Origin of the sequence: Halorubellus sp. JP-L1, from assembly GCF_011440375.1 — an archaeon.
In the GTDB taxonomy this organism is placed as follows: domain Archaea; phylum Halobacteriota; class Halobacteria; order Halobacteriales; family Natrialbaceae; genus Halorubellus.
Genome location: NZ_JAAOIR010000001.1, coordinates 979,747 through 1,004,828, shown reverse-complemented (window position 1 = coordinate 1,004,828; position 25,082 = coordinate 979,747). Strand labels below are relative to the sequence as shown.

Sequence of the window (25,082 nt, the reverse complement as noted above, 5' to 3'; positions counted from 1 at the left end):
TACGCATTCAACGCAATCTACTCGCCAGCGTGTCTTGGCGACGAGGAAAACAACGCGATGCCCGCTGGCGATTTTGGCCCTTCCCACTCAGGCGAAATCGGCAGCGCCGTGAGAGGGCAAGATGATTGGCCGGACTACACCAACGGAGCGGTGTGCACGCTTAGATAGCGAGTGGTTACGTAAAACCGTTCCGTTTCCGTGGAGCCGTGTGTGGGTTTCACGTGTCGCCGTCGTCGTCGAACGGCGATCCGGCGACGTCTGGCTCGTGGCCGTCGAGACTCACGATGTTCTCGCGGCCGACGCGGAGCTTCGAGATGACGTCGTCGTCCTCCATGTCCGAGAGCAGCATGCTGACCTTCGACTTCGACCACCCGGTTTGATCCACGATGTTCACCTGACGCATCCGGCCGCCGTGCTCCTCGAGCAGCGACACGACGCGGTCCTCGTCCGTGAGGAGCTCCTCGTCCGCGACCGCGGGCGCCGCGTTCGACGCGTCGGGATCGCTCGCGCCCGAACCGGCTGCGCTCTCCGTGGTCGCGTCCGCAGTCGCGTCGGCGTCGTCCCCGCGGGAACCGTCGGTCGTGACGAGGTCCCCGCCGTACTCGCGGACGGCGAACGCGGCGACGAGGACGGCGACGAGCGCCAGGACGACCATCGGGAGCATCCCGAGGCCGTCGCCGCCGGCCGCGTCGTCCGTCCGCGACCCGGCGTCGGTGCCGTCGCCGCCGGGCGCGGTCGTCGATCCGTCACCGGGGGTGGTCGTTCCGGAGCCGGCGGGCACGAACGTCGCTCGCGGTCGCTCGTCCGAGAAGTCCTGCTCGCCCTGCCACGTGACGGAGTCGCTGCTCGGGAGCGTCTCGCCGGACGCGGACCCCGCTGGGTCGACGCGCTGGAACTGGAGGCCGGGCCCGTGCTGGAAGACGAGCGCCTGGTTCGGGCCGAGGTAGATGCCGCCGTCGAAGACGTCGCCGACGACGACGCTACCGTCGTCGCGGACGACGCCGAACGCGGACCACTGGAACGATAGCTCGACGATCCCGAGCGTGTTGAACTGCTCCTCGACGCGCGCGTCGCGAGTGAAGCTGGATGCGGTCATGTCCCGGCCCGTGGCGTTCCGGCCGGCGGCGGTGAGTGACGTCGCGCGCGACTGGAAGTTCTCGGAGAGGTCGGTGGACTCGTTCTCGAAGCGCTCGGCGAACGTCTCGAACTGCTCGCGCTCGCTCTGGTTCGCCAGGCGACGTTCGTACCTGATGGTGAACGTCGCGGTCCCGTTCGCGTACGGAGTGACGATGAACGTCGTACTGTCGAACTCCTGTGCGTTCACGTCCGCTTGGCTCCCGATCGTCGCGCTCGCGCTATCCGGGGCGTCCTCTACCGCGACGAGTCCGGCGACTGGTAGCGAGAGCACGAGCACGACGACGACGAGGCGACTCACCCGACGCATTCACACTCGCTTTCGGGGGGCGGTACAAAAGAACCTATGCCCTCGTCTCGTCGGTCGTTCGTGTCCGCCGACAGCTTCCCGGCGTCGGTTCGTCGTCATCCGTTCGAGTCCGACTCTGGTGGGATGCGCCGGCTGTTCGAAGTGGACGGCTCCTGGTGTTCGTCGGCGGTGTCGGGTCACGCGGTGACGGGTCACGGGCGCTTTGGGTGCCAGCGCTGGTCGTTCGAGTGGTGGTGTGGTCGAACCGAGGGGGAATGGGGGTCGCCCGCTCGCGAGGGGAGTGAGGCGGGCGATTCGGGGTGGGGATTCCGTCGTAGGTGGCAACGGGTTTGGGTCGCTGACAGGAGTGCGAGGTCGGTTACGGTTCCACGCGTCGCGTGGGGCGTCGTCCTCGCATCCTACTTCCACCTTGTAACTCCAACACCATAAAATCACCGATGGAAATTCGCAAGGACGATACGCCCGGTAGATTGCCATTAGATAGAAATAAAAGGAGGGACGTTCTATGTGTTAGGAAGGGACAACCCAATGAGACTCCGACGACCAACCGACTTCCTGATCCTCGAGGCGCTACAGGCACACGGCCGGAACGTGGCGACGAACCTGGCCGAACACACCGGCAAGAGCCGGAAGAACATCAACAGCCGACTCCCCGTCCTGGCGGACTACGCGCTCGTGGACAAGATCGGGCCCGCGAACCGCTCCGGGCTCTACGAACTCACGAAGAAGGGGAAGGTCGCGCTGATGTACCAGGACAAGTACGACGAGGTCGAGGACTTCGGCGAACTCGTCGAGGGTCCGCACGCGGCCGACGCACCCTCCGCCGCCGACGCCGACGCCGGCGCGGAGGCAGCGATGGTCCGCGGCGAGAACGAAGACGAGTTCGACGACGACGAATAGTCGCTCCTCGCACCGCACCGAAGCCACGGGCGCGTTCGGTACGTCCAGTCTCTCGATTTCCTGCCCGCGATAGTTCGCGGATCGATCCGCAGACCGAATGAGCTATCGCCGACTGACGACCCTGGAACCGTTCTCAGGGCGCGAGGCGGTTCTTCCGGTTCTTCATGTGTTCCTCGTAGTACGCGAACGTGATCGGGCACCACTCCGCCGCGTGGTCGAGCACGCGCTCGGTCATCTCGCGGATCTCCCACTGCGCGTCCGCGGCGGCGCGCATGTCGGCGACGTGCATCAGCATCCGCGCGTTCATCGACATCACCATGTTCACCTCGGTCCCGATCGGGAGCACGAACCTGGCGTCCTCCGGCGGCATCCCGAGGTCGAGCAGACGCTGGTACTCTTCGACGCTTCGACTCACGGACTCGCGGAACAGTTCCTCGCGTTCGGCGACCGTCTCCTCGTCGACCTGTCCCGTCGACTGGTTCCGACCGACCCAGTCCGGGTCGGTGGCCGACGGCGGCGTCACCACCATCTCGCCGTCGCGGACGTCGTCGGGGTCGACCTCGTCGAAGCTCACGTACCGCATCGACTGGACGTCGAAGCTCACGTGCCGGTGGCGCGTCATCTGCGCCATGCACGAGCGACTGATGCCCTTCACGGCGAACACCGCGTTCGCGTGCTCGAACGGCCCGTAGTGGCCGTGGTCGAGCAGGTGCCCGATGAGCGTCTCCTTCTTCTCCTCGAGCGTCTCTCCGTCGACGGTCGCCATCGTCTCCGCGAACGTCTGGTCGCCGACGAACGGCTCGCTGTAGTCGTTCCGCGCGCCCTTGCAGATGACCTCCTCGGGGTCGTCCGTCGCCTCCAGTAGTTGGACTTCCATCGGTTGCGTGAGTGGTCGCGGGCCGCCGACAAAACCCTTCCCTCATCGGTCACCGTCGACTTTCAAGGCAGCGGTCGTCGTACGTTATGGTATGTCGTACACGCACGCGGCGGCGTCGGACGTTGAATCGGTCATGGACCCGGACTACGGCGGGATGTGGTTCCTCCGGGACGCGCTCGCGACGGACGAACTGGGCGTCACCATCCTCGAACTGGAGCCGGGGGCGCGCGGGAAGGAGCACGACCACGCGGACGACGGCCAGGAGGAGGTGTACGTGTGCGTTCGGGGCGTGGTCGACGTCGACTTCGACGGCGGCGGCGACGACGGTGGGGAGACGGTGTCGCTCGCGACGAACGAGGCGGTGCGCGTGAGCGCCGACCAGACTCGCCAGCTCCAGAACCGGGGCGACGAAGCGGCGAAGCTCGTGCTCGTCGGGACGGCAGTCGAGTAGGCGGAGCGGCGAGCGGGCGCGGAGATGGGCTCGCGACCGCGGGGAGCGTCGGGACCGAGCGCGCCCTGGCCGGGACCGCAACGGGTAACGGCGCACCCGTCGTACGGCCGGGTATGATCTCGAATCTCGCGCAGGGCGTCCGTGCGTTCACGAGCAACGCGTTCCACGTCGCCGGCGAGCGGGACGTGCTCGTCGACGCGGGCGCGAACTTCGACGTCGTGGAACGCGTCGCGGAGGCGGGCGGCATCGACGCGCTCGTGTTGACGCACACGCACCGCGATCACGTCGGGAACCTCCCCGATGTCGTGGACGCGTTCGACGTGGACGTCTGGGGGTACGATACGGACCAGCCGGGCGTCGACCGCGCGATCGCCGACGAGGAGCGCGTGCAGCTCGGGGACGACGAGTACGTCGCGTACCACACGCCCGGACACAAGGACGACCACCTCTGCTTCCACAGTCCCGACGCCGGAGTGCTGTTCGCGGGCGACCTCGTCTTTCAGGGCGGCTCGTTCGGCCGAACGGACCTCGAGGAAGGCAATCATCCGGTGCTCGTCGACAGCATCGAGCGCATGGTCGACGTCCTCGACGACGACCTCGAAGCGATGCACACCGGCCACGGGCCCTCGGTCACCGACCAGCCCTACCGGCACGTCGAGGCGGCGCTCTCGGCGGCGCGCTCGGCAGGCGGGTTCTGAGGGCTCGTTGCGGTTGCGTCGACCGCGTTGCGATCGGTTTCAGGCGAGTGCGATGGAGACGAGGGCGTCGTACGCGAGCTCGTACGCGTCGGCGACGGCTTCGGGATCGGCGCGGTCGTCGCTCGCGAGCGCGGGCAGCGAGACGGTCGCCTGCGGGTCGCAGTGTTCGAGGACGTCGCCGGTGGTCTCCTCGAGTCGTCCTTCGCGAGCGGTCCCGCCGACGACCGACCGCGCTTTCAGGTAGCGGTCGCCGTCGTAGACGCGGGCACGTCCCGGGTCGACGACCGCGACGGCGTCGAACGCGACGTCCGCGAGCGGCACGGCGACGTCGCCGTAGGACTCGACGACGACGCGCTCGCACTCGCGGACGCTGCCCGCGACGCTCGACAGGGCGTCGGCGTGCAGGTCGCGCATGACGTCGTTGAACGCGGGCAGAGAGTCGACGACGGTTGCGTCCGCGAGCGGCAGGCGCTCGCGCGCCGAGGGCGGGACGTCCGCGTCGGCGTGCACGACGTACTCGTCCGCGCCGTCGACGGTGACGCGGTCGAGGACGAACTCGCGGTGACCCGCACCGACGAGGCCGCTTCCCGTTCCGTGACTCGGCCGCCAGAGCCGATGCAGCGGGTTGATCGCCTCCGGGGCCACGTCGCTCGCGCTCGCGGCCGCGAGCCGCTTCGCGTCCTTCCCGTACAGGCGACCGTCGTCGACGGCGCGCTCGTAGTCGTCGTGGTCGAACCAGTAGTCGTTCCCCGCCCGCGGCTTGAACCCGACCGCGTCGGCGTACGCGAGCAAGCCCGTGCTGAACGTCGTCTTCCCCGCGTCGACGCGGTCGCCGCCAGCGACCAGCAGCCTCATTCGGTGGTCTTCACGCCGTAGTACCCGGGTTCGTCGTCGCTGCGCGGGTCCGCGATGACGAGGTCGTCGCCGTGGTGGACGACCCACGGGATCGCCCAGTCGAGCAGCACCGCCTCGGTGGCCTCCTCGATGGCGGCGTCGGGCTCGAGGCCCTGCATGAGGCGCGCAATCTCGTACACGGTGTACATCTCGTTCGGCTCCAGCAGTTCTTCGGGCGTCGAGAAGTCGCACGGCAGGAGTTGGTCGAACTCGTCCTTCGGGACTGGCATACCCCCAGCTATGGTGACTGCCGGTGTAAACGGACTGGTCTGGGTGCGCGGTCGAGCGCGAAGAAAGTGCGGTGGTTTGTTCGACGTGCGCGAGTGGGACGCGACTTACTCGTGCTTGCCGACCGTCTTCTGGTACTGCTCGGCGACGTTGTCCCAGTCGATCACGTCGAAGAATCCGTCGACGAAGCTGCCGCGGTCCGGGCCGTAGTCGTAGTAGTACGAGTGCTCCCAGACGTCGCACGCGAGGATGGGGTGGCTGCCCCAGAGCGCGCCCTGGTCGTGCTTGTCGACCTTGACGTTGCGGAGCTGCTTGGCGACGGGGTCGTAGACGAGGAGCGCCCAGCCGCCGGCGGCGCCGGCTGCGGCCTCGAACTCGCCCTTCCAGCCCTCGTAGGAGCCGAAGTCGTCCTCGATGCGGTCGCGGAGCTCGCCCTCGGGCTCGCCGCCACCGTTCGGGTCCATGTTCTCCCAGAACAGCGTGTGGAGGTAGTGTCCACTGCCGTTGTGGGTGACGTTCCCGAGCGCGCCAGCGGTGGAGCCGTAGTCGCCGGAGGAGCGGTTCTCCGCGAGCGTCTCCTCGGCGGCTTCGAGGCCGTTCACGTAGCCCTGGTGGTGGGTGTCGTGATGCCACGTGAGGACCTGTTCGCTGATCGACGGCTCGAGCGCGTCGTAGTCGTACGGGAGCGGCGGCAGTTCGGGGTTGGAGTGTTCAGACATGAAATCTCACCTACGGTCTCACCAACTCGCGTAAGCCACTTAACGGTTTAGTCGGCGTATGATAACATGTGGCCCGCAACGGCGGGCGATACGGGCGAAGTACCACTCGCTCATGGCCGACCCTCGATCGCGACGCTCGTCGCTCGCGCTGCGCCAGACGATCGCGTCAGCCGGCGAGTGCGACGACGAGGAGGACGAGCCCGTAGTTCGCGTCCCGGAGCAGGCAGATGCGGGCGTCGTCGTAACCGCGGTCGACGCTCGCGGTGACGCCGATGGAGACGACGGTCGCGAACGCGAAGACGGCGCCGACGGCGACGGGGAGGACGCCGGCGGCGGTCCCGGCGGCGTAGAGCCCGATGGCGGCGACGTCGACGGCGTAGAGGAGCCGGCGCGTGGTGGGGACGCCGAAGACGACGGGGACGGTGTCGACGCCCTCGGCGCGGTCGCCGGCGACGTCGCGGACGTTCCGCACCTCGAACGCGACCGCGGTCTGGGCGAGGTAGAACGCGAAGGTGATGCCGGCGGTGGCGGTGAACGTGGCGTCGACCCAGACGACGGGGAGGGCGACGACGGGGAGCGCCCACGAGCCGGCGACGAGGAGCGTGCTGACGCCGAGGACGTCCTTGAGGCGGCGCTCTACGAGCGGGAGGTCGACGCTGTACGCGACGGCGGCGACGCCGGGGAGCGCGGTGAGCGCGAACGCCAGCGGGCCGGCGGTCGCGGAGAGCGCGAGCGCGAGCGCGACGGCGCCGGCGGTCGCGACGGTCAGCTCTCGCCGGTAGCGAGCCACGAACTGCGCGCGTTCGGGAGCGTTGACGGCGTCCTCGTCGTCGACGAGCTTGTTCGAGGCGTAGATCGCGAACGTCGAGAGTCCGCCGACGGCGACGGCGGGCGTGAGCGGGATTTCCAGGAGGAGAACGACGGTGAGTACCTTCGCCGCGCCGACGGCCGCGTCCACGACCGAGGCGTGGACGAGCGCGCGACCGACGGATTCGACCGTCGGGAGATCGAGGGTCGGGCCAACCTGCTGGACACGCTCGCGGGCAGATGACATACCGTAGATGATGGCCGTTGACTATTTAATAATTCCCTGACTATAACTCGTTCTATATAACGAATTCGGTCCGAAAACTGGGTTACGGGAAAGAGTCGAAAATATTGCCGCATCCTGACGGGTAGTCGTTACGTCTTCGACGAGCGAGTCCATCGCAGATCGCTCGCCGCGAGCGAACCCGGACGCTGTCGCGGACGAAGGTGGAGGGTCGTCGCGGCGATGGCGGTCAGTCGCCGCGGGCGGCCTCGTACATCGCGAGCGCCGACTCGCGGCGCTCGCCGTGGTCGACGATCGGTGCGGGATACCCGGGCGCTTGCCGCTGGCGCTCGCTCGGCGAGAGCTCCGGCCAGTCGTGGATCGCGGCCGCGTCGGCGTCCCGGAGCTCGGGCACGTACGTCCGGATATACTCGGCGTCGGGGTCGTAGTCCTCGCCCTGCGTCGTCGGGTTGAAGATCCGGAAGTACGGCTGTGCGTCGGTGCCCGTGCTCGCCGCCCACTGCCAGCCGCCGGCGTCGTTCGCGGTGTCGTGGTCGACGAGGTGCTCGCGGTAGTGCGCGTAGCCCTCGCGCCAGTCGACCTGGAGGTCCTTCGTGAGGAACGACGCGACGATCATCCGCACGCGATTGTGGACGAACCCCTCCTCGCGTAGCTGGCGCATGCCGGCGTCGACGACCGGGTACCCGGTCTCGCCGCGCTTCCAGGCCGCGAGCTCGTCGGGGTCGTCGCGCCACGCGATCTCGTGCGCGTAGTCCTTGTAGTTCTCGACGACGACTTCGGGGTTGTAGTGGAGGACGTGCGCGTAGAACTCGCGCCACGCGAGCTGGCTCCTGTACTCCTCGACGCTCTCGTAGTCGGCTTCGGTGTCGGCGAAGTCGCGCGCGGCGACGACCTCGTCGTGGACCTCGCGGATGCCGATGGTGCCCCACTTCAGGTCGACGGAGAGGTGGCTCGTGCAGTCCGCGGCGGGGTAGTCCCGTAGGTCGGCGTAGTCGTAGACGTCGGACTCGAGGAACGACGTAAGGCGGTCGCGGGCGGCGTCGGTGCCGGCCGCGGGGAGATTCGCGGTCGGCTCGTCGAACCCGAGGTCGGCCTGCGACGGGACGTCGCCGGGATCGATTGCATCCGCGTCGCTCGCGCCAGCGTCGACCGGATCGACGTCGACGTCGTCGGGCGACCAGAGCGCGTCCGGGTTGGGGGGGTCGTATGGGGCGTCCTTCTCGCGATCGCGCCACTTCTTCCAGAAGTACGTGTACACCTGGTAGGGCGTGCCGTCGTTCGTCGTGATGGAGCCGGGTTCGTGCAGGATCGCGTCCTCGAAGTCGGCGTGCGCGACGTCGGCGTCGTCGAGCGCGTCGCGGACGGCGGCGTCGCGCTCGCGGGCGAGCCCGGAGTGGCCGCGGTTCCAGACGACGCGGTCGGCGCCGACGGCGTCGGCGAGCGCGGGCAGGACGTCGCGGGGGTCGCCGCGGCGGACGACGAGGTCGCTGCCGCGAGCGCGGTAGTCTGCGCGGAGCGCCGCGACGGCCTCGCGCATGAACGCGACGCGGTTCGGCGAGGCGTGCTCGAGGACGGCGTCGTCGAAGACGAACACCGGCAGGACTCGCCCGCGGTCGTCGGCGCTGGTCGCGGCCGCGGACAGCGCGACGCTGTCGCTACACCGGAGGTCGTCCCGGTGCCAGTGCAGTTGCATACGGCTCCAGAGGACCCGGACCTCCCTTAGGGTGATGCCACACGCGTTGGGTGTGACTCGCGGTACCAGTCTGCGGGACGGCGATGCGTCTGGTTCGTGGCCACGTCGATCCCGCGGTGTGTCAGGGCGTCTTCCGGTCCGGTGGGACGACGCGGTCGGTGTTCGGGCTCGCGAACGGGTTGGTGCGGATGCCGGCGCCGAACCCGAGGAGCGCGGCGAGTGCGAGCACGGCCGCGCCCAGCGGCGGGTAGAGCGCGCCGGCGGCGACGATGACGGCCATCGCGAGGGTCCCCCAGGTGGCGTCGTCGCGGCCGCCGCGGGCGGCGACGAACTCGCCGAGCGCGACGAGTCCGATGCCGATCCAGACGACGGCGACGCCGACGAGCACGAACAGGACCGGCATGGCGAGCATCGAGACGACGTCGCTGCGCGCGGCGCCGTACCAGAGCGCGCCCACGGAGCCGGCGAATAGGCCGACGACGACCGCGCCGACGAGCGTCGTCGTCACGGAGTGCCGGCGCGCTTTCGCCGCTCCGCGAGCGCCGTACTCCGGGAACAGGCCGACGAGGACGGCGGCGAGTGCGACGGTCGCCCCCACGACCGCCACCGCTCGCGCCGCCGCCGGCAGCGTCCAGAACGCGTCCCAGTACCTCGCCCATGCGAGGATCGGTTCCACTCCCGCGTCGAGTGCGATTCCGTCCATTCTCCCCCTCGTCTTGCCTAATGCTACCACGCAACTTAGTTGTGGAGCATGAGTATGACGAATTCATCGCATCTCGGTCGGTAATACAAGGTGGAAATGGCTGATTCTGTCGGGGCGTCGACGGGCGAAAACCGCATAGAGCGGGGCGTCGCCGTCGATGGGGTCGGTCGAAGCGATTAGAGCGGGGCGTCGCCGTCGATGATGCGTTGGGCGCGGTCGGCGAGTGCGGGGACGGTGTCGCGCATCCTCGGGTAGAGGGGGTCGTCGGCGTCGCCCTGGAGATGGCGGGCGTAGAACATCTCGCCGAGACCGGCGAGTTTGTAGACGGCGAGTGCGCGGTAGAAGCGGTCGTGGTCGTACGCGTAGCCGGTGGCGTCCTCCCAGCGGGCGACGAGGTCCTGGCGCGTGGGGTAGCCGGGTTCGGCGACGAACGTCGGCAGGAACGCCTCGGCGACGGCCGGGTCGTCGTCCGGGTCGCGCCAGAACGACAGCAGCCACCCGAGGTCGGTTCGCGGGTCGCCGAGCGTCGACATCTCCCAGTCGAACACGCCGACGAGCTCGGGTGGCGTCCCGGGCGCGAACATGACGTTGTCGAGTTTGTAGTCGCCGTGGACGAGCGCGTGCGGGTGCTCGGCTGGTACGTGTTCCTGAAGCCACGCCATCACGTCGTACAGCGCCTCGACCTCGCGCTCGTCGGCGGTGGTGTCGAACGCCCACATGAGCTGCTGGCTCCAGCGCTCGACCTGCCGCTCGGCGAACCCCTCGGGGTGCCCGAACTCGCCGAGGCCGACCTCGGCCGGCTCGACGTCGTGGATCGCCGCGAGCGAATCCACGAGCTCCTCGCCGAGCCGACGGCGGTGCCCCGCGCTCGCGAACCGCTCGGGTTCCTCGTCCCTGACGACGTCGCCGTCGAGCTTCCGCATCAGGAAGAACTCCGCGCCGATCACGGACTCGTTGTCGCACGCCAGCACCGTCTCCGGGAGTGGCACGGGCGTGTCCTGGAGCGCGTCCATCACGCCGTACTCGCGGAGGACGTCGTGAGCCTTCTCCGCGGTCTCGCCCGCCGGCGGTCGCCGGAGGACGTACTCGTCGTCGCCGCGGGTCACGAACAGCGTCTCGTTCGAGTGGCCCGCTCGATGTCGCCGCACCGAGAACGCGTCGACCGCGCCGAGTTCGTCGTCGAGGAACGCACGGAGCGCGTCCTCGTCGACGAGCCGGTCCGCGTACGAGTCGGTCATGCCCGATTCGTCGGGCGGCGGTACCCTAAACCCTCGCCAACCGGCAGCAGCGTGCTAGCAGTTCACGCGCCGCGACGCGGTGCGAAGGACCGAGTGCCAGCGTGTTCCGGACTACGGCAGGACGGACTGCAGCGCGTGAAGTCGCGACGACCGGTTTATCGTCCGTCACGTTCGAGTCGCTCGTATGCGTTCGAGATTCCGACTCGTCGGTGGCCTGGTGCTGGTCGCCGTCGCGGCCGTAGCGAGCGTGCTCGCCCTCCCCGACCTCCCCGAGCGGACCGCCATCCACTGGGGGCCCGGTGGCTCGCCGGACGACTTCGCGTCGCCGGCGTTCGCCGCCGCGTTCGTCCCGGCACTCATGGTCGTCGTCCTCGCGCTCTTCGAGGGCCTCCCGAGGGTCGACCCGCTGAAGGAGAACTTCGAGGAGTTCGCGGGCGTCTACGACGCGCTCGTCCTCGCGACGCTCGGCTTCCTCGCCGGCGTGCACGGCCTCGTGCTCGCTTTCAACCTCGGGTACGGCGTCCCGATGGACGTGGCGGTCGCGGTCGGCGTCGGCGGCCTCTACGTCGTCCTCGGCGCCGTCCTCCACCGCGTACAGCGGAACTGGGCGGTCGGCGTCCGCACGCCGTGGACGCTCTCGGACGACGTGGTCTGGGAGCGCACGCACGACCGCGCCGGGAGCGCGTTCGTCGTCGCCGGCGTCGCGTCCGTCGCGGCCGCGCTCGCGGTCCCAGAGTACGCGACGCTCGTCGTCGTCGCGAGCGCGGTCGTCGTCGCGGTCGCCGTGTCCGCGTACTCGTACGTCCTCTACCGGCGACGACACCCCGAGGGCGAGCGGACGTCGCCCTGAGCGACCCAACGTACTTCTCCGGTCAGTTCGTGGACGGCATCGTGCAACTGGTCGCCCACCGCGGGTTCGCTCGCGAAGCCCCGGAGAACACACTCGGCGCTGTCGCGTCCGCCGCCGACGCCGGCGCGAACGCCGTCGAGGTCGACGTTCGCGCAGCCGAGGACGGCACGCCCGTCGTCGTCCACGACGCGACCGTCGACCGCGTCACCGACGGCTCCGGACCGGTCAGCGAGTACTCGCCCGGCGCGCTCGCGGCGATGGACGTCCTCGACTCCGGCGAGGGCGTGCCGACGCTCGACGCCGTCCTCGAGTGCGCGAGCGACCGCGGCCTCGCCGTGAACGTCGACGTCAAGGAGCCCGGGGTCGCGGCGGCGACCGTCGACGCCGTCCGCGACGCCACGCTGCCGACGGCCGCGGTCTGGGTATCGTCGTTCCACGCCGACGCCCTCCAGCGGGTCGCGGCCGCGAGCGAGGCCACTGACGGTCCCGAGATCGATACCGCGTACCTGTCGTGGACGCGCCGCGAGGACCCGGTCGCGGTCGCGCGCGATTGCGGGTGCAGTGCCGTCCACCCGCAGTACCGGACGACGATCGCGGGCGACCTCGTCGAGCGCGCACACGACGCGGGTCTCGACGTGTTCGCGTGGACGCTCGACAGCCCGTGGGTGGCCCGGGTCGTCGCGAACGCCGGCGTCGACGGCCTGATCGCCGACGTCGCGCTCGACGAGTACGCCGGACTGCGCTAGAATGGTCGGAGCGGAGACGACGATAGTCGGTCAGTCGCCGACGAACTGGACGCCGAACTCGCGCTTGCGCGGGCCGTCGCACTCGACGAACAGCACGGACTGCCACGTCCCGAGCTGGAGGTCGCCGTCCTCGACGGGGATCGTCTCGCTCGCGCCGAGGAGCGTCGCGCGGAGGTGCGAGTCGGCGTTCCCGTCGAGGCGGTCGTGCGTCCACCCCTCGTCGGCGACGACGTCCTCGAGGAACGCGACGACGTCTCGCCGCAGGCGGTGCTCGTCCTCCTGGAGGACGACGCCCGCGGTCGTGTGCCCGACGAACACCGTCGCGAGGCCCGACCCGTCCTCGGGGACGGCCGAGGCGACCTCGTCGGTTATCTCCGCGGTCGTCAGGGACGCGTCGGTCTCCAGCGTGAACGATTCCATCTCGACTCGGTCACTTGACGCGGTCGTCGGTTAAGCGTTCGCCCGCCACGACGCTGCGGGCGACGACGCGCCGTGGCCGGCGAGCGCGCGGCGACGGGTGACAAGACACTTATCTGGACGTGACGCAGGCACGGCGTGATGACTCGCTCCGCTCGCGGCGGGGTCGCCGTCGCCCTCGCCGCACTCGCGGTCCTCTCGCTTGCGGCACCCACGGCCGTCGGTGCGAACGGTGCCGGTTCCGCGGGGAGCGGCGCCGCCGACCTCGGCGGGACCGTCGAGGCTGCCGACGCCAGCCCCGTCGCCGACGGCGTCGCGGACCCGACGCTCTCGGTGCCCGACGCCGCGAACCGGTCGCGGAACCTGACCGCGTCCGTCTCGCTGCCCGCGGACGCGAACGGGTCGCGGACGTTCCGCGTCACCCTCGACCCGGTCGCCGGGGAGTCGGTCGCGGCCCGGAGCGTGACGCTCGCGCCCGGCGAGAGCGCGACCGTCGACCTCGGCGCGTGCCATCGCGCCCAGTCATACGTCGTTCGGCTCGCGACGCCAGACGGCGACGTCCTCGTCGCCGCCCAGACGGAGGTCCATCAGGCGAATCCGCTCGTCGCGCTCGCCGAGGACTCCCGCGAGATGTTCGCGGAGACGGTCTCGCGTAGCGAGACGTTGCGCGTCGACGCGCGCCTCCACCGGTGCGTCGACCGCGCCGCGTTCTCCCTCCGACCCGACGACGGCGGCGACTCCGGCCCGCTCTGGCGGGCGAGCGCGGTCGACGAGGACGACGACGGCCGGGTCGCGTTCGCGTGGGACGTCGACGCCGCGGCCGACACCGCGCTCGTCGCCGCCGACGGCACCGAGCTGTCCGCGGGCGTCGCCGTCGACCGACCTGTCCCCTACGGCGCGTACGAACTCGAGACGACGACCGGCGACGGCGAAGACGGGCGATCCGGTCGCGTCACCGTGTCGTTCGCGGACCCGGACGCGAGCGTCTACACCGCCGACGGGCGACTGTCGGCGACCGAGGCGATCGACGCGGCGCGCGACGGCGACCCCGTCCGGGGCGAGTACGCCGCCGAGGTCGTCGCCGACGACTGGGTGGTCCTCCGGGTGGACGTCGACGGCACGCTCGACTCGCTGCCCGCGGACGCGTCGCTCCTCGCACCCGCTCGCCACGAGAACGCGACCGTCCGCGCTCGCGGCGTGCGCGGCGGCGTCCACGGCGACCCCGCACCCGTCGACCTCGCGAACGCGACCCGTCGGTTCGACGCGGACGCGGGCACGCTCTGGTACGCGTACCGCGCGGACAGCGACCAGGACCGTACGCGGTTCGAGTACGTCGCGCTCGGCGAGTCCTGGAACGCGACCGCGAGCGCGGAGGTCGTCGCGGTCGACGCGGTGACTCTCGACCTGGACAGCGATGGTCGACTTTCGCCCGAGCACGTCTCGCTCGACGGCCACACCCCGCTCCCTGACGGGACGGCACTCTCCGTCGGCGTCCGCGTCGACGGCCGCGCCGTCGCGACCGACGAGGTCACCGTCTCGGACGGCCGGTTCGAGGCTGCACTCGACCTCTCCGGCGTCGCGAACGGGACGAACGCTACCGTCGTCGTCCGCGAGGACGGCGAGACGGTCCACGAGCAGGCCGTCACCGTCGTCGCAGAACCGGCGTTTACCCTGCGCGGCGTTCGGATCCCGGATGGGATCGCGGCAGACGAGCCGGTGCCGGTTCGCGCGTTCGTCCTGAACCGCGGAACGATCGCGGGGAACGCCACCGTCGCGGTCACGCTCGGGAACGTCACCCGCGAACGCACCGAGTCCGTCCCCGCCGGCGAGGACGCCATCGTCGAGGTGCGGTTCCCCGCGAGCGACGTCCCCGACGACGAGGCCGCGGTCGTCGTCTCGATGGGCGAGACGCGCGTCGAACGCACCGTGGAGTTCGACGAGGCCCAGCCGACCCCGCCCACGACTGGGTCGCCGACGACGACGCCGACGCCGACGGGGTCGGAGCCGTGGCCGACGCTCGCCGACGGCGAACGCCGTCCGGCGAGCGACCCGCTCCCCGGATTCGGGCCGGTCGCGGCGCTCGCCAGCCTCGCCGCCGCGCTCGCCATCGTCGCTCGCCGGATCAGTCCCGGCGCCGGCGCCAGCGCCGACGCCGACGGCGACTGAAGGCGGCGACGCGGTTCCGGCGCCATCTGACCGAGGGAGGTGATGCGGTTCCGGCGCCATCTGACCGAGGGAGGCGATGCGGTTCCGGCACAATCTGGCGGAAGCCGTGGGATTCATCCACGCAGCCACGAAAGCCACTCGCATGCGATGGGTGTGGGGGGTGCTGGCGGCGACGACGATGGTGGTGGCGGCCGTCGCGGGCGGCGCGAGCGCCGGTCTCGGCGCGGCGTCGCCGACGGCCGAGAGCGCTGGCGCTACGCAGACGGAGAGCCCCGCGGGGAGTGGGACCGGATCGAGCGCGGCGGGCACCGTCGAAGACCGACCCGGCGATCCGGACGACGACCTCGTGTCGGTCTCGACGAACGCGACGTACGGGACCGACGAGAACGTCCGCGTCACGGTCTCCGGCGAGCGAGGCCGCGTGTACGCGGTCTACCTCTACGACGAGAACGGCACGCGAACAGCGACGCGCCACCGGAACCTCGGCGGGGAGTCGCGGACGTGGTCGTTCGGCGACCTCGACGCCGGCTCGTACCGCGTCGTCGTCGTCGACGCCGCGACGGGCACCCAGGCGAACGCGACGTTCGGCGTCGGCGGCTCGTACGACCCCGGACTCGCCCCCGAGGTGACGGTCGACCAGCCCGCGGACGTCGTCACCGTCCCGCTCTCGCTCCCGAACGGGACGACGCGCGCGACGCTCGCGCTCGCGGACGACCGCGGCGACTACCGGGTGACGGCGACCGTCGTCGACCGCGACGGCGACGGCACGGTCGTGCTCGACTGGAACACGTGGTACGCGGGCCGCGGGCGGGTCTCGCTCGCCGCCCGCGGCGACGACGCTGTCGTCGACGCCGAACGCGAGCGCGACCTCGACGGGTTCCTCCGCGAGGCCGAGTACCACCTGACCGTCCGCGCAGGCGGACCGAACGCGACGGACGACGCCGCCGAGACGAACGCCGCCGCCGAGACGACCGATTCGAACGACCCGAGCGAGGTCGTCCGCGACCGCGGGGCGGTCGTCGTCGACCTGGAGCCGTTGCACACCTCCCGCATCGACGTGTACGAGGCACCGGACGCGGGGTCGCCCGAGGCGAGTCTCGCACGGGGCGTGTCGACGGACACCGTCGAGACCGACGAGTGGCTGTTCGCCGTCGTCCGCACCGAGGGCGTGTTCGGCGCGGTGAACGCCACGCGCGACCTCCGGTCGGTCGGCCCGGACCAGGTCGTGCTCACGATCCGGCCCGAGGACGGCGGCGACGCCGTGAAGCTCACCGACGCCGACCACGTCCACGTCGAGGAGGGCCGGATCGTCGTCGGGTTCGCGCCGGGGAACGACGCGCTCGACGTCGGCACCCAGTACGACGTCGACTTCCTGATCACGGGAGCGCACCCCTACCGCGGCGGCGACGAGACCAAGAGCGCGAACGTCCGCGTCGTCCCCGCCGGCACCGAACCCGACCGACCGGTCGTCGACGTCGCGTCCATCGACGCCCCCGCGAGCGTTCCCGCCGACGCCGTCGCGAACTTCACGATAACGCTCGTGAACCGCGGGAAGCGAACCGGGAACGTCCCTGTCTCCGTCGGCATCGGCGGACACGTCGTCGAGCGGAACGTCTCCGTCCCCGGGAACGGTCAGACCGTCGCCGTGCTCTCGTTCGACACCGGTCGCATCCTCGAGGGCAACCGGACGTGGGTCGTCGAAGCGAACGGCTCGCGGTCGACCGGGACCATCGTCGTCGGCGACGCGAACGCGAGCGACGGCCCGACGTTCGGCGACCGCGACCGCGAGAACGACGCGCTCCCGGGGTTCACCGGCGCGAGCGCGCTCGCAGCACTCCTCGCGGTCGCCGCACTCGCTCGGCGTCGCAGTCGCACTCGCGGTCGCTCGCCGTCGGAGTAGCGCGTGACCGCCGCTCGGCGTCAGCCGTCGCAGTAGTACGTGACCGCCGGTCGCCACCCTCCCAGTGCGAGAGACGATCCGACCGCGGGCGTCGCCGGCACGTCCGGCGGCGCCCCCTACGCGAGCCACTCGTCGGGTTTCGTGTCGTAGTCGACGTCGTCCGCGGCGAGGTGACTCACCTGCTCCCACGGCACGTCGAACTCCTCGAATCCCTCGCCGTCGAACCGGATGCGCTTGCCCTGCTCGGTCGGCTCCGGCTCCTTGTTCCGGCGGCGGGCGACCTCGCGGTCGTGGTCGCTCAGCTCCTTCACGATCGTCAGGAGGTTCACCGGTCGCCCCCAGAGCTCGAACACGCGCTCCAACACCTGTTTCGCTTGCTTCACGTCCAGCATCACGCCGTTGTACTGGTGGCCGAGCAAGAGCTCGTTCCGGTTGTCGAAGTTCCCGTCGTAGACGGCGACCGTCGGCTTCCCGAAGTTCGTGAACTGCAGCAGGAGCTTCTTCTTCACGTCCGCCGCGTCGACGCTCGCGACGCGATTCTGGCCGGTCGCGTGACTGAACTCGTACGTGAAGTAGTCGTTCGCGTCCACGAACTCCTGAGTGAGGAACTCGTCGAGGAACGTCACGTCGTTGTGACTCTGTCTGATCTCGCGCATCCGCTTCCAGCCCGCTCCGTAGTCGACGTCCGCGAGCGCTTCCTCGACGCTCCCGTAGCGCGCGTCGTCGAACAGGTACCGCCCGATCTGCTCGAGTTCGCTGTCGGTCGCGCTCGCCAGGAACGTCCGAGACCCGCGCTCGACGAGCGAGAAGTGCCGGCGCGCCAGCCCCGCCGTCGTCAGCACCTTCCACGGGTACTGCTCGACGTCCACGTCACCGGCCAGGGCCGCGTCGAGCGCGTCTCGGTCGACGTACTCGTCGGGGAGGTCCGCGAGGGCCGACAGCGACTCCGGCGTGATCCTCGCCAGCGCTTCCGGTGGTTCGAGCACGTCGAGGACGTCGTCGAAGTCGACGACCTCGTCGAGGTTCTGCCACGTCACGCCGTCGACCCGAAGCAGGTGCTCCAGGACCTCGCGGCGGTTCGTGCGGTTCTCGACGTACTCCCAGATCTCCATCCCGAGCTTGTACGGGTTCAATCCGGGCGACCCGAGGACGCGCGCCATGTGGTCCGCGTAGTTCAGGAACTCGTCCGCGGCCGCGAACCCCTCGTCGGTCATCATCAGGGATTCCCAGTACGCCGCCCAGCCCTCGTTCATGACCTTCGTCATCTTCTGGGGCGCGAAGTAGTACGCTTCCGCGCGCAGCATGTCGAGCAGGTCCGTCTGCCACTCCGTCATCTCCATCGCGCGCCCGGCCTCCTCGTCGAAACGCTTCCCGTGTTTGCGGAGGAACCCGAGCACGTCCTTCTCGGGCGTCTCCGGGAACGACGCCGGTTCGTCGTCGTCCGCCGCGAGGAACTCCTCGTCGAACACCTGGTCGCGGACCTCGTCGGAGAGGTCGAGGTCCGCGAGCTTGTCCTGGACCTCCTCGTCGACCGCCACCTCCTCGCCGTCGCCGTCGTCGTCGGTCTCGACGGGCGCGTACGGCTGGTGCTGGTCGATGTTGTCCTCGAGCACGAGCGCGTTGTCGATCCAGCGCTCGACGGCCGCCCGCTCGACCTCGGGGTCGCTCATGTAGTCCGCGATCGCGTTCGCGTGCCGCTCCAGCATCGCCGCCGCGTTCGCGTCGTCGCCGAACAGCCCGAACCACTCGTTGTTCGCGAAGAAGTCGCTGTGGGCCTCCACGTGCGTGATGACCGCCTTCTGGTCTGCGATCGTGTTCGACTCCTGCAGGAACGCGTGCGCGGGGTCGTCGTTGTTCACGATCTCGAACGCCTTCCCGCCCGCGTACTGGCCCTGCTTCTGCTGGCGGTCGTACTGCATCCCCCACCGCCAGTGCGGGTACCGGTGCTGGAACCCGCCGTACGCGATGAGCTCGTTCATCTCGTCGTAGTCGACGACCCAGTAGTTCACGTCGTACGGGTCCAGCCCGAGCTTCACCGCGAGGTTCCGGGCCTCCTCGACGGGCTCCGCGAGGTCGTCCGCGATCCGCTGCTTCGCGAAGCGGTCGCTGTCAGACATCGCCATCTCCCTCCGTGGAGAGGATGTCGTAGATCGCGTCCGTCACGTCCTCCGGACCGGAGACGTACGCGACGGCGACGTTGTCGCTGTCCCCGAAGTGACTCTGTACCTCCTCGGCGTGCGTCGCGTTGATCGCCGTCCCCGTCGGCTGGGTCTCGACGTACGCGTGCAGGTTCGCCGGAATCTGCTCCATGAGTGGTATCACGTTCTCCTCCGTGTCGTTGCTCGAGTTCTCCGAGTCGCCCGCCGCGAACACGTACCGGTTCCACTCGCTCCAGGGGTACTCCTCCAAGAGTTCGGCGGCGAGCTCGTACGCGCTCGAGATCTTCGTGCCGCCGCCGCTCCTGATGCCGAAGAACTCCTCGCGTTCGACCGCCCACGCCTCCGCGTCGTGCGCGATGTAGACGAACTCGGCGTTGTCGTACTTCCCCGTGAGGTACCAGTCCAGGGGCGTGAACACGCGCTCGACGAGCTCGCGCTTCTTCTCGCGCATCGACCCGGAGACGTCGCGGATGTTCACCACGACGACGTTCTTCTCCTTCTCCTCGACTATCTCCGGGTGCCGGTAGCGTTCGTCCTCCCGGCGGAACGGCACGTGCTTGATGCCCTCGCGCTTGATCTGCTGCTGGATCGGCTCCCGGTCGACGTTCGCCTCCACGTCCTCGATGCTCGCCCACTTCGTCTTCTCGTCGTCGGGAACGTCCGAGTACGCGTCGACGAGCCACGCCTTCGACACGGGAATGGACTCGCCGCGCGCCCACTCGAACGCCTTCTGGGGGCCGACGCCGTCGACCTTGAGGACCTCCTTCAGGTAGTCCTCGTCGAAGTCCATCGCCATCTTCCGCTTGAGGCCCTCCTTGAACATCCGCTCGAAGTCCAGCGTCGAGTTCGGCCCGGAGCGCGTCAGGTCCGTGTACGGGCCCTCCTTCTCCTCGACGACGCGCTTGCCCTTCGGGTCGAGGTCGAGCCCGAGCTCCTCGTCGAGTTCCTCCGCGAACTCCTCGGGGTCCATCTCGTAGTACTCGTGCTCGCCGCTCTCCTCGCCCGGGTCGCCCTCCTCGTCGCCGTCGCCCGGCTGGGGCTGGGGTTGCCCGACTGGGTCGCCGGGCTCGGCGCCCTCGCCCTGGCCGACGCCGCCCTGGTCGAGCTGGTCGTACTCGAACGCCGGGAGGTCCACGATCTTGATCGGGATGCGGACGTCGTCGCTCCCGCTCGCCCCGAGTTCGCCGTACTGGATGAACTCCGCGAGGTCCTCGCGGCGCTGTTCGCCGACGTCCCGGAACCGCTCGAGGTCGTCCTTCAGTCCCATCTGTAAGCCACCTGTCCCATGACGTGTCTGCTCGTGAGTTCCGCCGACGCCGCCGTGTAGCCGTAGTGCTCGACGAGCGCCTCGATCGTTCGTTCCTTGAGTCGCTCCGTCTCCGTCCCGCTCGGCGGGTCCTCCCAGTGGCGGGGGTCGAAGTCCTCGTAGGTGCGACGGACGTCGTCCCAGTCGTTCGACTCCAGCACCGCCTTGACGACGGGGATCGCGGTCAGTTCGACGTCGGCGACGCGGAAGTCTTCGCCTCGTTGCTCCCACGCGTACCGGTTCAGGGCCGTGATGACCTTCTCCCGGCGGAACGCTCGCACGTCCTCCGACGGCGACCCGCCAGGGCCGTAGTCGCTCTCGCCGAACTGCCCGAGGTGCTCGACCTCGAACACCTTCATCAGGAGCGGGTCGGGGTCGACGCGCTCACCGCGATCGTTCGTGATCGGGTCGTCCGTCTCCAGCGCGTACACGTGCTCGACGTACTCCTCGACGGTGGACTCGTCGACCCGGCGGTCGTGCATCATCGCGTCCAGGACGTCCGTCTCCTGCTCGCCGAACACGTGGTTCTTCACCTCGGCGACGCGGGACTCGAACTCCGAGCGCTCGCCCGCCGAGAACACGGGCGCCGTCGAGAGTCCCTCGACCATCGCGTTCAGGACGTCGCGGGGCATGACCACGCTCGCGACGTCGTACTCCGGATGATGTCGATCCCGTTCCTCGTGGAGGAGGTCCGCGAGCACGTCCCGCGTGAACGTCACTGGAATGCCGTGCTTGCCGTCCTCGGCGTCGTCCACGAAGTCGAAGTCCTCGGCCTCCAGGCGCGTGTCGCCGTCCTGGAGGTACCCGCGGTCGTACAGCATCGCCTTGTCGACGAGGTCGAGGTCCGACGGCAGGTCGCCGTCCTCGAGCCGGGAGACGACCGCGTACAGCGCCGCCGCCTCGATCGCGTGCGGCGCGAACTCGCGGTCGACGAGGTCCCCACCGCCGGTCTTCACCGCGACGACGACGGGCTCGCGGATGCGCTCGGCGAGGTCGTCGTACGTCGTCGCCGTCCACACCTCCGTCTCGCCGGTCAACTCGCGACGGATGAGCTCCGTTTCGAGGGAGAGGTTCGTCAGGTACCGGAACTCGTGCTTGTCCAGCCGGCGCTTCAGCGCCTTCAGCGGGTCCATCCCCTGGCGGTCGGCGTGCTGGTTCAGCGTCGCCTCCAGGTCCGGGTTCGAGATGATGAGGAGCTGCGTGTCGACGTCCATCCCGATGCCCTTGTCGAGCTTCACCGACCCCTCGTCGGGGACGTTCAGGAGCTTCTGGAGGAGGTCCGCGTGCTGCGCGGCGTCCTCGACCACCGTCAGGAGGCCGTTGCCCTGACTGAGGACGCCGTCGTAGGAGAACGCCTGCGGGTTCTTCCGCCCGCGCGAGTCGAGCTTCTGGAGCATCCCGCGCATCCACGACCCGACGAGGCGCTCCTTCGGACTGCCGTCGTCCTCGCTGTGGAGGATGCCGATCCCCTGCCCGACCTCCACGACGTAGTTCTTCACGCGCAAGTGCTGGGGGTCCGCGATCGCGCTGAACAGGTCGCTGCGGCCCTGTCGGCGATAGCGCTCCTCGAGCACGTCGTACGCCTCCCGCGAGAACGGGTCCAGCCGCTCCTCGACGCGCACCGGCAACTCCTCGCCGGCCTCGTTGACCGCGTCGAGGACGTCGCCGCGGACGGGGTCGGGGAACACCGAGAGCGGATGGGTCTGCACCGGGCTCTCGTACCAGTTCTCCTCGACGTCCGCCGCCGCGCTCGCGTCCTCGCCGTACGCGAGCCCGCGACCGCTCGCGCTCGCGCTCGCGACGTTCCACTCCAGCGTGTACCGCCGTCCAGCGGGCGTCTTCGAGTACTCGCGGAGGCCGTTCACGAGACACCGCTTCAGTTCGGACTTCCCGGTCGCGGTCGGGCCGTCGAACCACAGGATCTTCTCGTGCTTCCCGCGACCCGCGGCGATCGTCCGGAGGTCGTCGACGAACGCGTTCAGGATCTGCGTGTTCCCGAGGACCGCGTGCTCGCCGTCGTTGTGCGGGTCGTCGAAGAACCGGTATCGCTCGGTCTCCTCGCCCTCCTCGATCACGGTCCGCGTTCCCATCGACTCGATAGCCTCCAGGAGGTACTTCGACGCGTGACTCGCGACCGTCGGCTGCTCGAGCACGCGGTCGACGTACGTCGAGAGCGCCATCGGCTCCTCGTAGGTCGACTCGAGCTCGCGGTCGACCGCCGTGACGAACGCTTCGCCGTCCGTCATCAGTCCTCCATCTCGGATTTGGCGACCTCCGCGCCCGCGAACTCGAGGACCTCCTTCGCACCGCCACGCGAGTACCCCTGGTCCTCGAGCGCGTCGACCCACGAGTTCCGCTCGTCGTCGTCGCTCTCGTTGGCCGACACCAGCGCGGAGAAGTTGATGTTGTGCTTCTTGTCCTCCCAGAGCTTGCGCTCCAGCGCGCGACGCAGACGCTCGTTGTCCGTCGGGTCGAACGTGTCGCCGGTGCGCGCACGCCGACTCACCCAGTTACTGACCTCCTGCCGGAAGTCGTCCTTGCGGTCCTCGGGGATGTCGAGCTTCTCCTCGACGCTCCGGAGGAAGGTCTCGTCGGGCTCCTGCATCTGCCCGGTGAGTTCGTCCTCGACGCGGTCGTCGTCGATGTACGCCATCACGTGGTCCATGTACTTCTCGCCCTGGCGCTGGATCTCGTCGACGTCGTACGCGAGCGCGTGCCGGACGTCCTCGATCGCACGCTCCTTGTACTCCTCGCGCACCAGTTCGAGGTAGCGGTAGTACGTCTCGAAGTTCTCCTCGGGGATCGACCCGTGGTGCTCTAAGTTCTCCTCGAAGAAGTTGAACACCGTCAGCGGCGACAGGAACCCCCTGCTGCGGTGCTTGGAGTCCATGATCGCTTCCGCGATCTCGTCGCCGACGAACCGCGGACTGATCCCCTCCATGCCCTCGCCGATCTCGGCCTTCGCCTCCGCCTCGTCGCGGAGCTTCTTCACGTCGATGTCGTCCCCGTCGTCGATCTCCCCGTTGTATGCCTTGGCCTTCTGGAGCATCTCGACGGTGTCGTTGTCCGGCTCCTCGATCCGCGTCAACACCGCGAACAGGCCCGCCATCTCCATCGCGTGCGGCTCGATGTTGATGTCCGGAACGTCCGCGTTCGCGAGCATCTTCCGGTAGATCTGGGCCTCCTCCTCGTACCCGAGGACGTACGGGAAGTCGATCCGCTTCGTGCGGTCGTTGAACGCCTCCATCTTCTCGTCGCCCTTCTTGTCCTTGTACTCGGGCATGTTCGTCCGCCCGACGATCACCTGGTCGATGTCGATCCGCGGGTTGTTCTTCGGCTTGATCGTCATCTCCTGGGTGGCGTGCAGGAAGTCGTAGAGGAACTCGCGCTGCAGTTTGAGGAGCTCTTCGCCGGAGAAGAGGCCGCGGTTCGCGTTACAGAACGCGCCCGAGTAGTCGAACGCTCGCGGGTCGCTCTCCCCGTAGATCGCGATCTTCGAGTAGTTGACGTCCCCAGTGAGTTCGGTCTCGTCCTGGTTCTTCTTGTCCTTCGGTTCGAACGTCTCCAGGCATTGGCGCTTGTTCTCGTTCGCGACGAGCCGCACGACCTCGACGTGGTTCGCGAGGACGCTCTCGAGGTCGTCGTCGTAGTACGCGAGCAGTTCGTCCATGTAGAACTCGCTCTCGGGGTCGAGGCTCTGGTCGTTCCGGATGGTGTAGGGGGCGTCCAGGGCCTCGTTGAGGTCGGCGATGACGTCCTTGCGCTGTTCGTAGGGAAGGAGGACGAGCGGGTCCTGGTTCATCGGCGAGCGCACCGTCGCGTCCGCGGGGTCCTGGTCGTGGATGACGTCCGTGAGGTTCGTCCACCGGAACGTGTACATTCGGCCGTCGTCGGTGAGCGTGTAGTCCTCGAAGTACGCGCGCACTTGCTTGTCGAAGTGGCTCTTCCCGGACCCCACCGGTCCCAGCAAGAGCTTGATGCGGCGTTCTGGCCCGAGGCGTCGCGCCCCGGACTTGACCTTGTTGACGAACTCGTGGATGCTCTCGTGGATGACGCGCCCGAAGAACGTGTTCTCGCCGTCGTTCAGCGGGTCCTCGCTCGCGAGCTCGTACTCGACGACGCCGGCTTCCTCGTCGTACTCGGTGCCGTAGTGGTCGAACATGTCGGCGACGCGCTGGTGGGCGTTGCGCGCGACCTTCGGGTCGTCGTAGCACTCGTCGAGGTACCACTGGAAACTCCTGGTATCCCGCAAGTCTGCGGGCATCGACTCCTTGTAGTCCTGGCTGAGGTCGGTCAGTCTCGTGTTCTTGGTCATGCTATCGGGGGCGAGCGCGAGACCGCGTGGAGTCCCCCACACCTCCACTCGGAGTCCGCGCGCGCTGTGCTCGGTCGTCGACCGGTGCCGTCGTCGGTTCGATCGGGCGGCTGACTGTACGCCGACGCCTATCGTGGTCGTCGTTACCGTTTGACATGCTCGCCGGCGTGGCCGGCCTTCGAGGCGTGGTGCAACAGTGGCCGGGGCCGGCGAACGGGGGTGGGCAGGCGGTCGGTCGACCGAGTCGTACACTAACGTCTGGACTCCTCGGCAATAAGCCTGCCCCCAACAGTTATGTGCCGTCCGTCGACCCCATATAAATGCTAC

The 25,082-nt window shown here is 69.1% G+C and carries 21 protein-coding genes; 7 read left to right on the top strand and 14 right to left on the bottom strand.

Annotated features, from left to right (window positions below; all coding sequences use genetic code 11):
• Positions 1–217 precede the first annotated feature (217 nt).
• The gene (locus G9C85_RS05085; protein WP_166037539.1) at positions 218–1,444 is read right to left on the bottom strand and encodes a hypothetical protein; all 1,227 of its coding nucleotides are present in this window, start codon (positions 1,442–1,444) and stop codon (positions 218–220) included.
• Between the two features lie 528 nt (positions 1,445–1,972).
• On the opposite strand from G9C85_RS05085, the gene G9C85_RS05080 reads away from it, so the two are divergent.
• Positions 1,973–2,344 (top strand): winged helix-turn-helix domain-containing protein, encoded by a 372-nt coding sequence (locus G9C85_RS05080; protein WP_166037536.1) that lies wholly within the window; start codon positions 1,973–1,975, stop codon positions 2,342–2,344.
• A 133-nt stretch (positions 2,345–2,477) separates the two neighbouring features.
• Here the strand turns inward: G9C85_RS05080 and thyX are convergent, their stop codons facing one another.
• Complete coding sequence (thyX, locus tag G9C85_RS05075; protein ID WP_166037534.1) at positions 2,478–3,221, bottom strand: FAD-dependent thymidylate synthase; 744 nt, start codon at positions 3,219–3,221, stop codon at positions 2,478–2,480.
• Positions 3,222–3,312: 91 nt separating this feature from the next.
• On the opposite strand from thyX, the gene G9C85_RS05070 reads away from it, so the two are divergent.
• Positions 3,313–3,672, top strand: a complete 360-nt coding sequence (locus G9C85_RS05070; RefSeq protein ID WP_166037532.1) for a cupin domain-containing protein — start codon at positions 3,313–3,315, stop codon at positions 3,670–3,672.
• Positions 3,673–3,785: 113 nt separating this feature from the next.
• Complete coding sequence (locus G9C85_RS05065; protein ID WP_166037530.1) at positions 3,786–4,370, top strand: MBL fold metallo-hydrolase; 585 nt, start codon at positions 3,786–3,788, stop codon at positions 4,368–4,370.
• A 39-nt stretch (positions 4,371–4,409) separates the two neighbouring features.
• On the opposite strand, the gene G9C85_RS05060 is transcribed toward G9C85_RS05065, so the two are convergent.
• The 7 genes from G9C85_RS05060 to G9C85_RS05030 form a co-directional block, all read right to left on the bottom strand.
• The gene (locus G9C85_RS05060; protein ID WP_166037528.1) at positions 4,410–5,225 is read right to left on the bottom strand and encodes an ATPase; all 816 of its coding nucleotides are present in this window, start codon (positions 5,223–5,225) and stop codon (positions 4,410–4,412) included.
• Positions 5,222–5,494 carry a DUF5827 family protein gene (locus tag G9C85_RS05055; protein ID WP_166037526.1) on the bottom strand — a complete coding sequence of 91 codons (273 nt, stop codon included), beginning with the start codon at positions 5,492–5,494 and terminating at the stop codon, positions 5,222–5,224. Before G9C85_RS05055 ends, G9C85_RS05060 begins: the two co-directional genes overlap by 4 nt.
• Positions 5,495–5,599: 105 nt before the next feature.
• The gene (gene sod / locus G9C85_RS05050) at positions 5,600–6,211 is read right to left on the bottom strand and encodes a superoxide dismutase (protein ID WP_166037524.1); all 612 of its coding nucleotides are present in this window, start codon (positions 6,209–6,211) and stop codon (positions 5,600–5,602) included.
• Positions 6,212–6,377: 166 nt separating this feature from the next.
• Complete coding sequence (locus G9C85_RS05045; RefSeq protein ID WP_166037523.1) at positions 6,378–7,265, bottom strand: UbiA family prenyltransferase; 888 nt, start codon at positions 7,263–7,265, stop codon at positions 6,378–6,380.
• A 226-nt stretch (positions 7,266–7,491) separates the two neighbouring features.
• Complete coding sequence (locus G9C85_RS05040) at positions 7,492–8,955, bottom strand: deoxyribodipyrimidine photo-lyase (protein ID WP_166037521.1); 1,464 nt, start codon at positions 8,953–8,955, stop codon at positions 7,492–7,494.
• Positions 8,956–9,076: 121 nt separating this feature from the next.
• The gene (locus G9C85_RS05035; RefSeq protein ID WP_166037519.1) at positions 9,077–9,658 is read right to left on the bottom strand and encodes a hypothetical protein; all 582 of its coding nucleotides are present in this window, start codon (positions 9,656–9,658) and stop codon (positions 9,077–9,079) included.
• A gap of 176 nt (positions 9,659–9,834) precedes the next feature.
• Complete coding sequence (locus G9C85_RS05030; RefSeq protein ID WP_166037517.1) at positions 9,835–10,896, bottom strand: phosphotransferase family protein; 1,062 nt, start codon at positions 10,894–10,896, stop codon at positions 9,835–9,837.
• Positions 10,897–11,080: 184 nt separating this feature from the next.
• On the opposite strand from G9C85_RS05030, the gene G9C85_RS05025 reads away from it, so the two are divergent.
• Together G9C85_RS05025 and G9C85_RS05020 are read left to right on the top strand one after the other, a co-directional pair.
• Positions 11,081–11,746 (top strand): SdpI family protein, encoded by a 666-nt coding sequence (locus G9C85_RS05025; protein ID WP_166037515.1) that lies wholly within the window; start codon positions 11,081–11,083, stop codon positions 11,744–11,746.
• Positions 11,747–11,787: 41 nt separating this feature from the next.
• Positions 11,788–12,492 carry a glycerophosphodiester phosphodiesterase family protein gene (locus tag G9C85_RS05020; protein ID WP_166037513.1) on the top strand — a complete coding sequence of 235 codons (705 nt, stop codon included), beginning with the start codon at positions 11,788–11,790 and terminating at the stop codon, positions 12,490–12,492.
• Positions 12,493–12,522: 30 nt separating this feature from the next.
• On the opposite strand, the gene G9C85_RS05015 is transcribed toward G9C85_RS05020, so the two are convergent.
• Positions 12,523–12,912, bottom strand: coding sequence for a secondary thiamine-phosphate synthase enzyme YjbQ (locus G9C85_RS05015; protein ID WP_166037511.1), 390 nt, complete (start codon positions 12,910–12,912; stop codon positions 12,523–12,525).
• Positions 12,913–13,050: 138 nt separating this feature from the next.
• Here G9C85_RS05015 and G9C85_RS05010 point away from each other — a divergent pair, with 138 nt between their 5' ends.
• The gene (locus tag G9C85_RS05010; RefSeq protein ID WP_166037510.1) at positions 13,051–15,075 is read left to right on the top strand and encodes a BGTF surface domain-containing protein; all 2,025 of its coding nucleotides are present in this window, start codon (positions 13,051–13,053) and stop codon (positions 15,073–15,075) included.
• 142 nt (positions 15,076–15,217) lie between these two features.
• Complete coding sequence (locus tag G9C85_RS05005; RefSeq protein WP_166037508.1) at positions 15,218–16,975, top strand: PGF-CTERM sorting domain-containing protein; 1,758 nt, start codon at positions 15,218–15,220, stop codon at positions 16,973–16,975.
• A gap of 116 nt (positions 16,976–17,091) precedes the next feature.
• Here the strand turns inward: G9C85_RS05005 and G9C85_RS05000 are convergent, their stop codons facing one another.
• Genes G9C85_RS05000 through G9C85_RS04985 form a run of 4 tightly spaced genes read right to left on the bottom strand, consistent with a single transcriptional unit; the run spans position 17,092 to position 24,755 of the window.
• Positions 17,092–19,092, bottom strand: coding sequence for a SpoVR family protein (locus G9C85_RS05000; protein ID WP_166037506.1), 2,001 nt, complete (start codon positions 19,090–19,092; stop codon positions 17,092–17,094).
• Positions 19,085–20,401: a YeaH/YhbH family protein gene (locus G9C85_RS04995; RefSeq protein ID WP_166037504.1), complete on the bottom strand. Its 1,317-nt coding sequence runs from the start codon at positions 20,399–20,401 to the stop codon at positions 19,085–19,087. Before G9C85_RS04995 ends, G9C85_RS05000 begins: the two co-directional genes overlap by 8 nt.
• Positions 20,392–22,686, bottom strand: coding sequence for a PrkA family serine protein kinase (locus tag G9C85_RS04990; protein ID WP_166037502.1), 2,295 nt, complete (start codon positions 22,684–22,686; stop codon positions 20,392–20,394). The genes G9C85_RS04995 and G9C85_RS04990 overlap by 10 nt, the downstream gene beginning before the upstream one ends.
• Positions 22,686–24,755, bottom strand: coding sequence for a PrkA family serine protein kinase (locus tag G9C85_RS04985; protein ID WP_166037501.1), 2,070 nt, complete (start codon positions 24,753–24,755; stop codon positions 22,686–22,688). The genes G9C85_RS04990 and G9C85_RS04985 overlap by 1 nt, the downstream gene beginning before the upstream one ends.
• Positions 24,756–25,082: the final 327 nt, after the last annotated feature.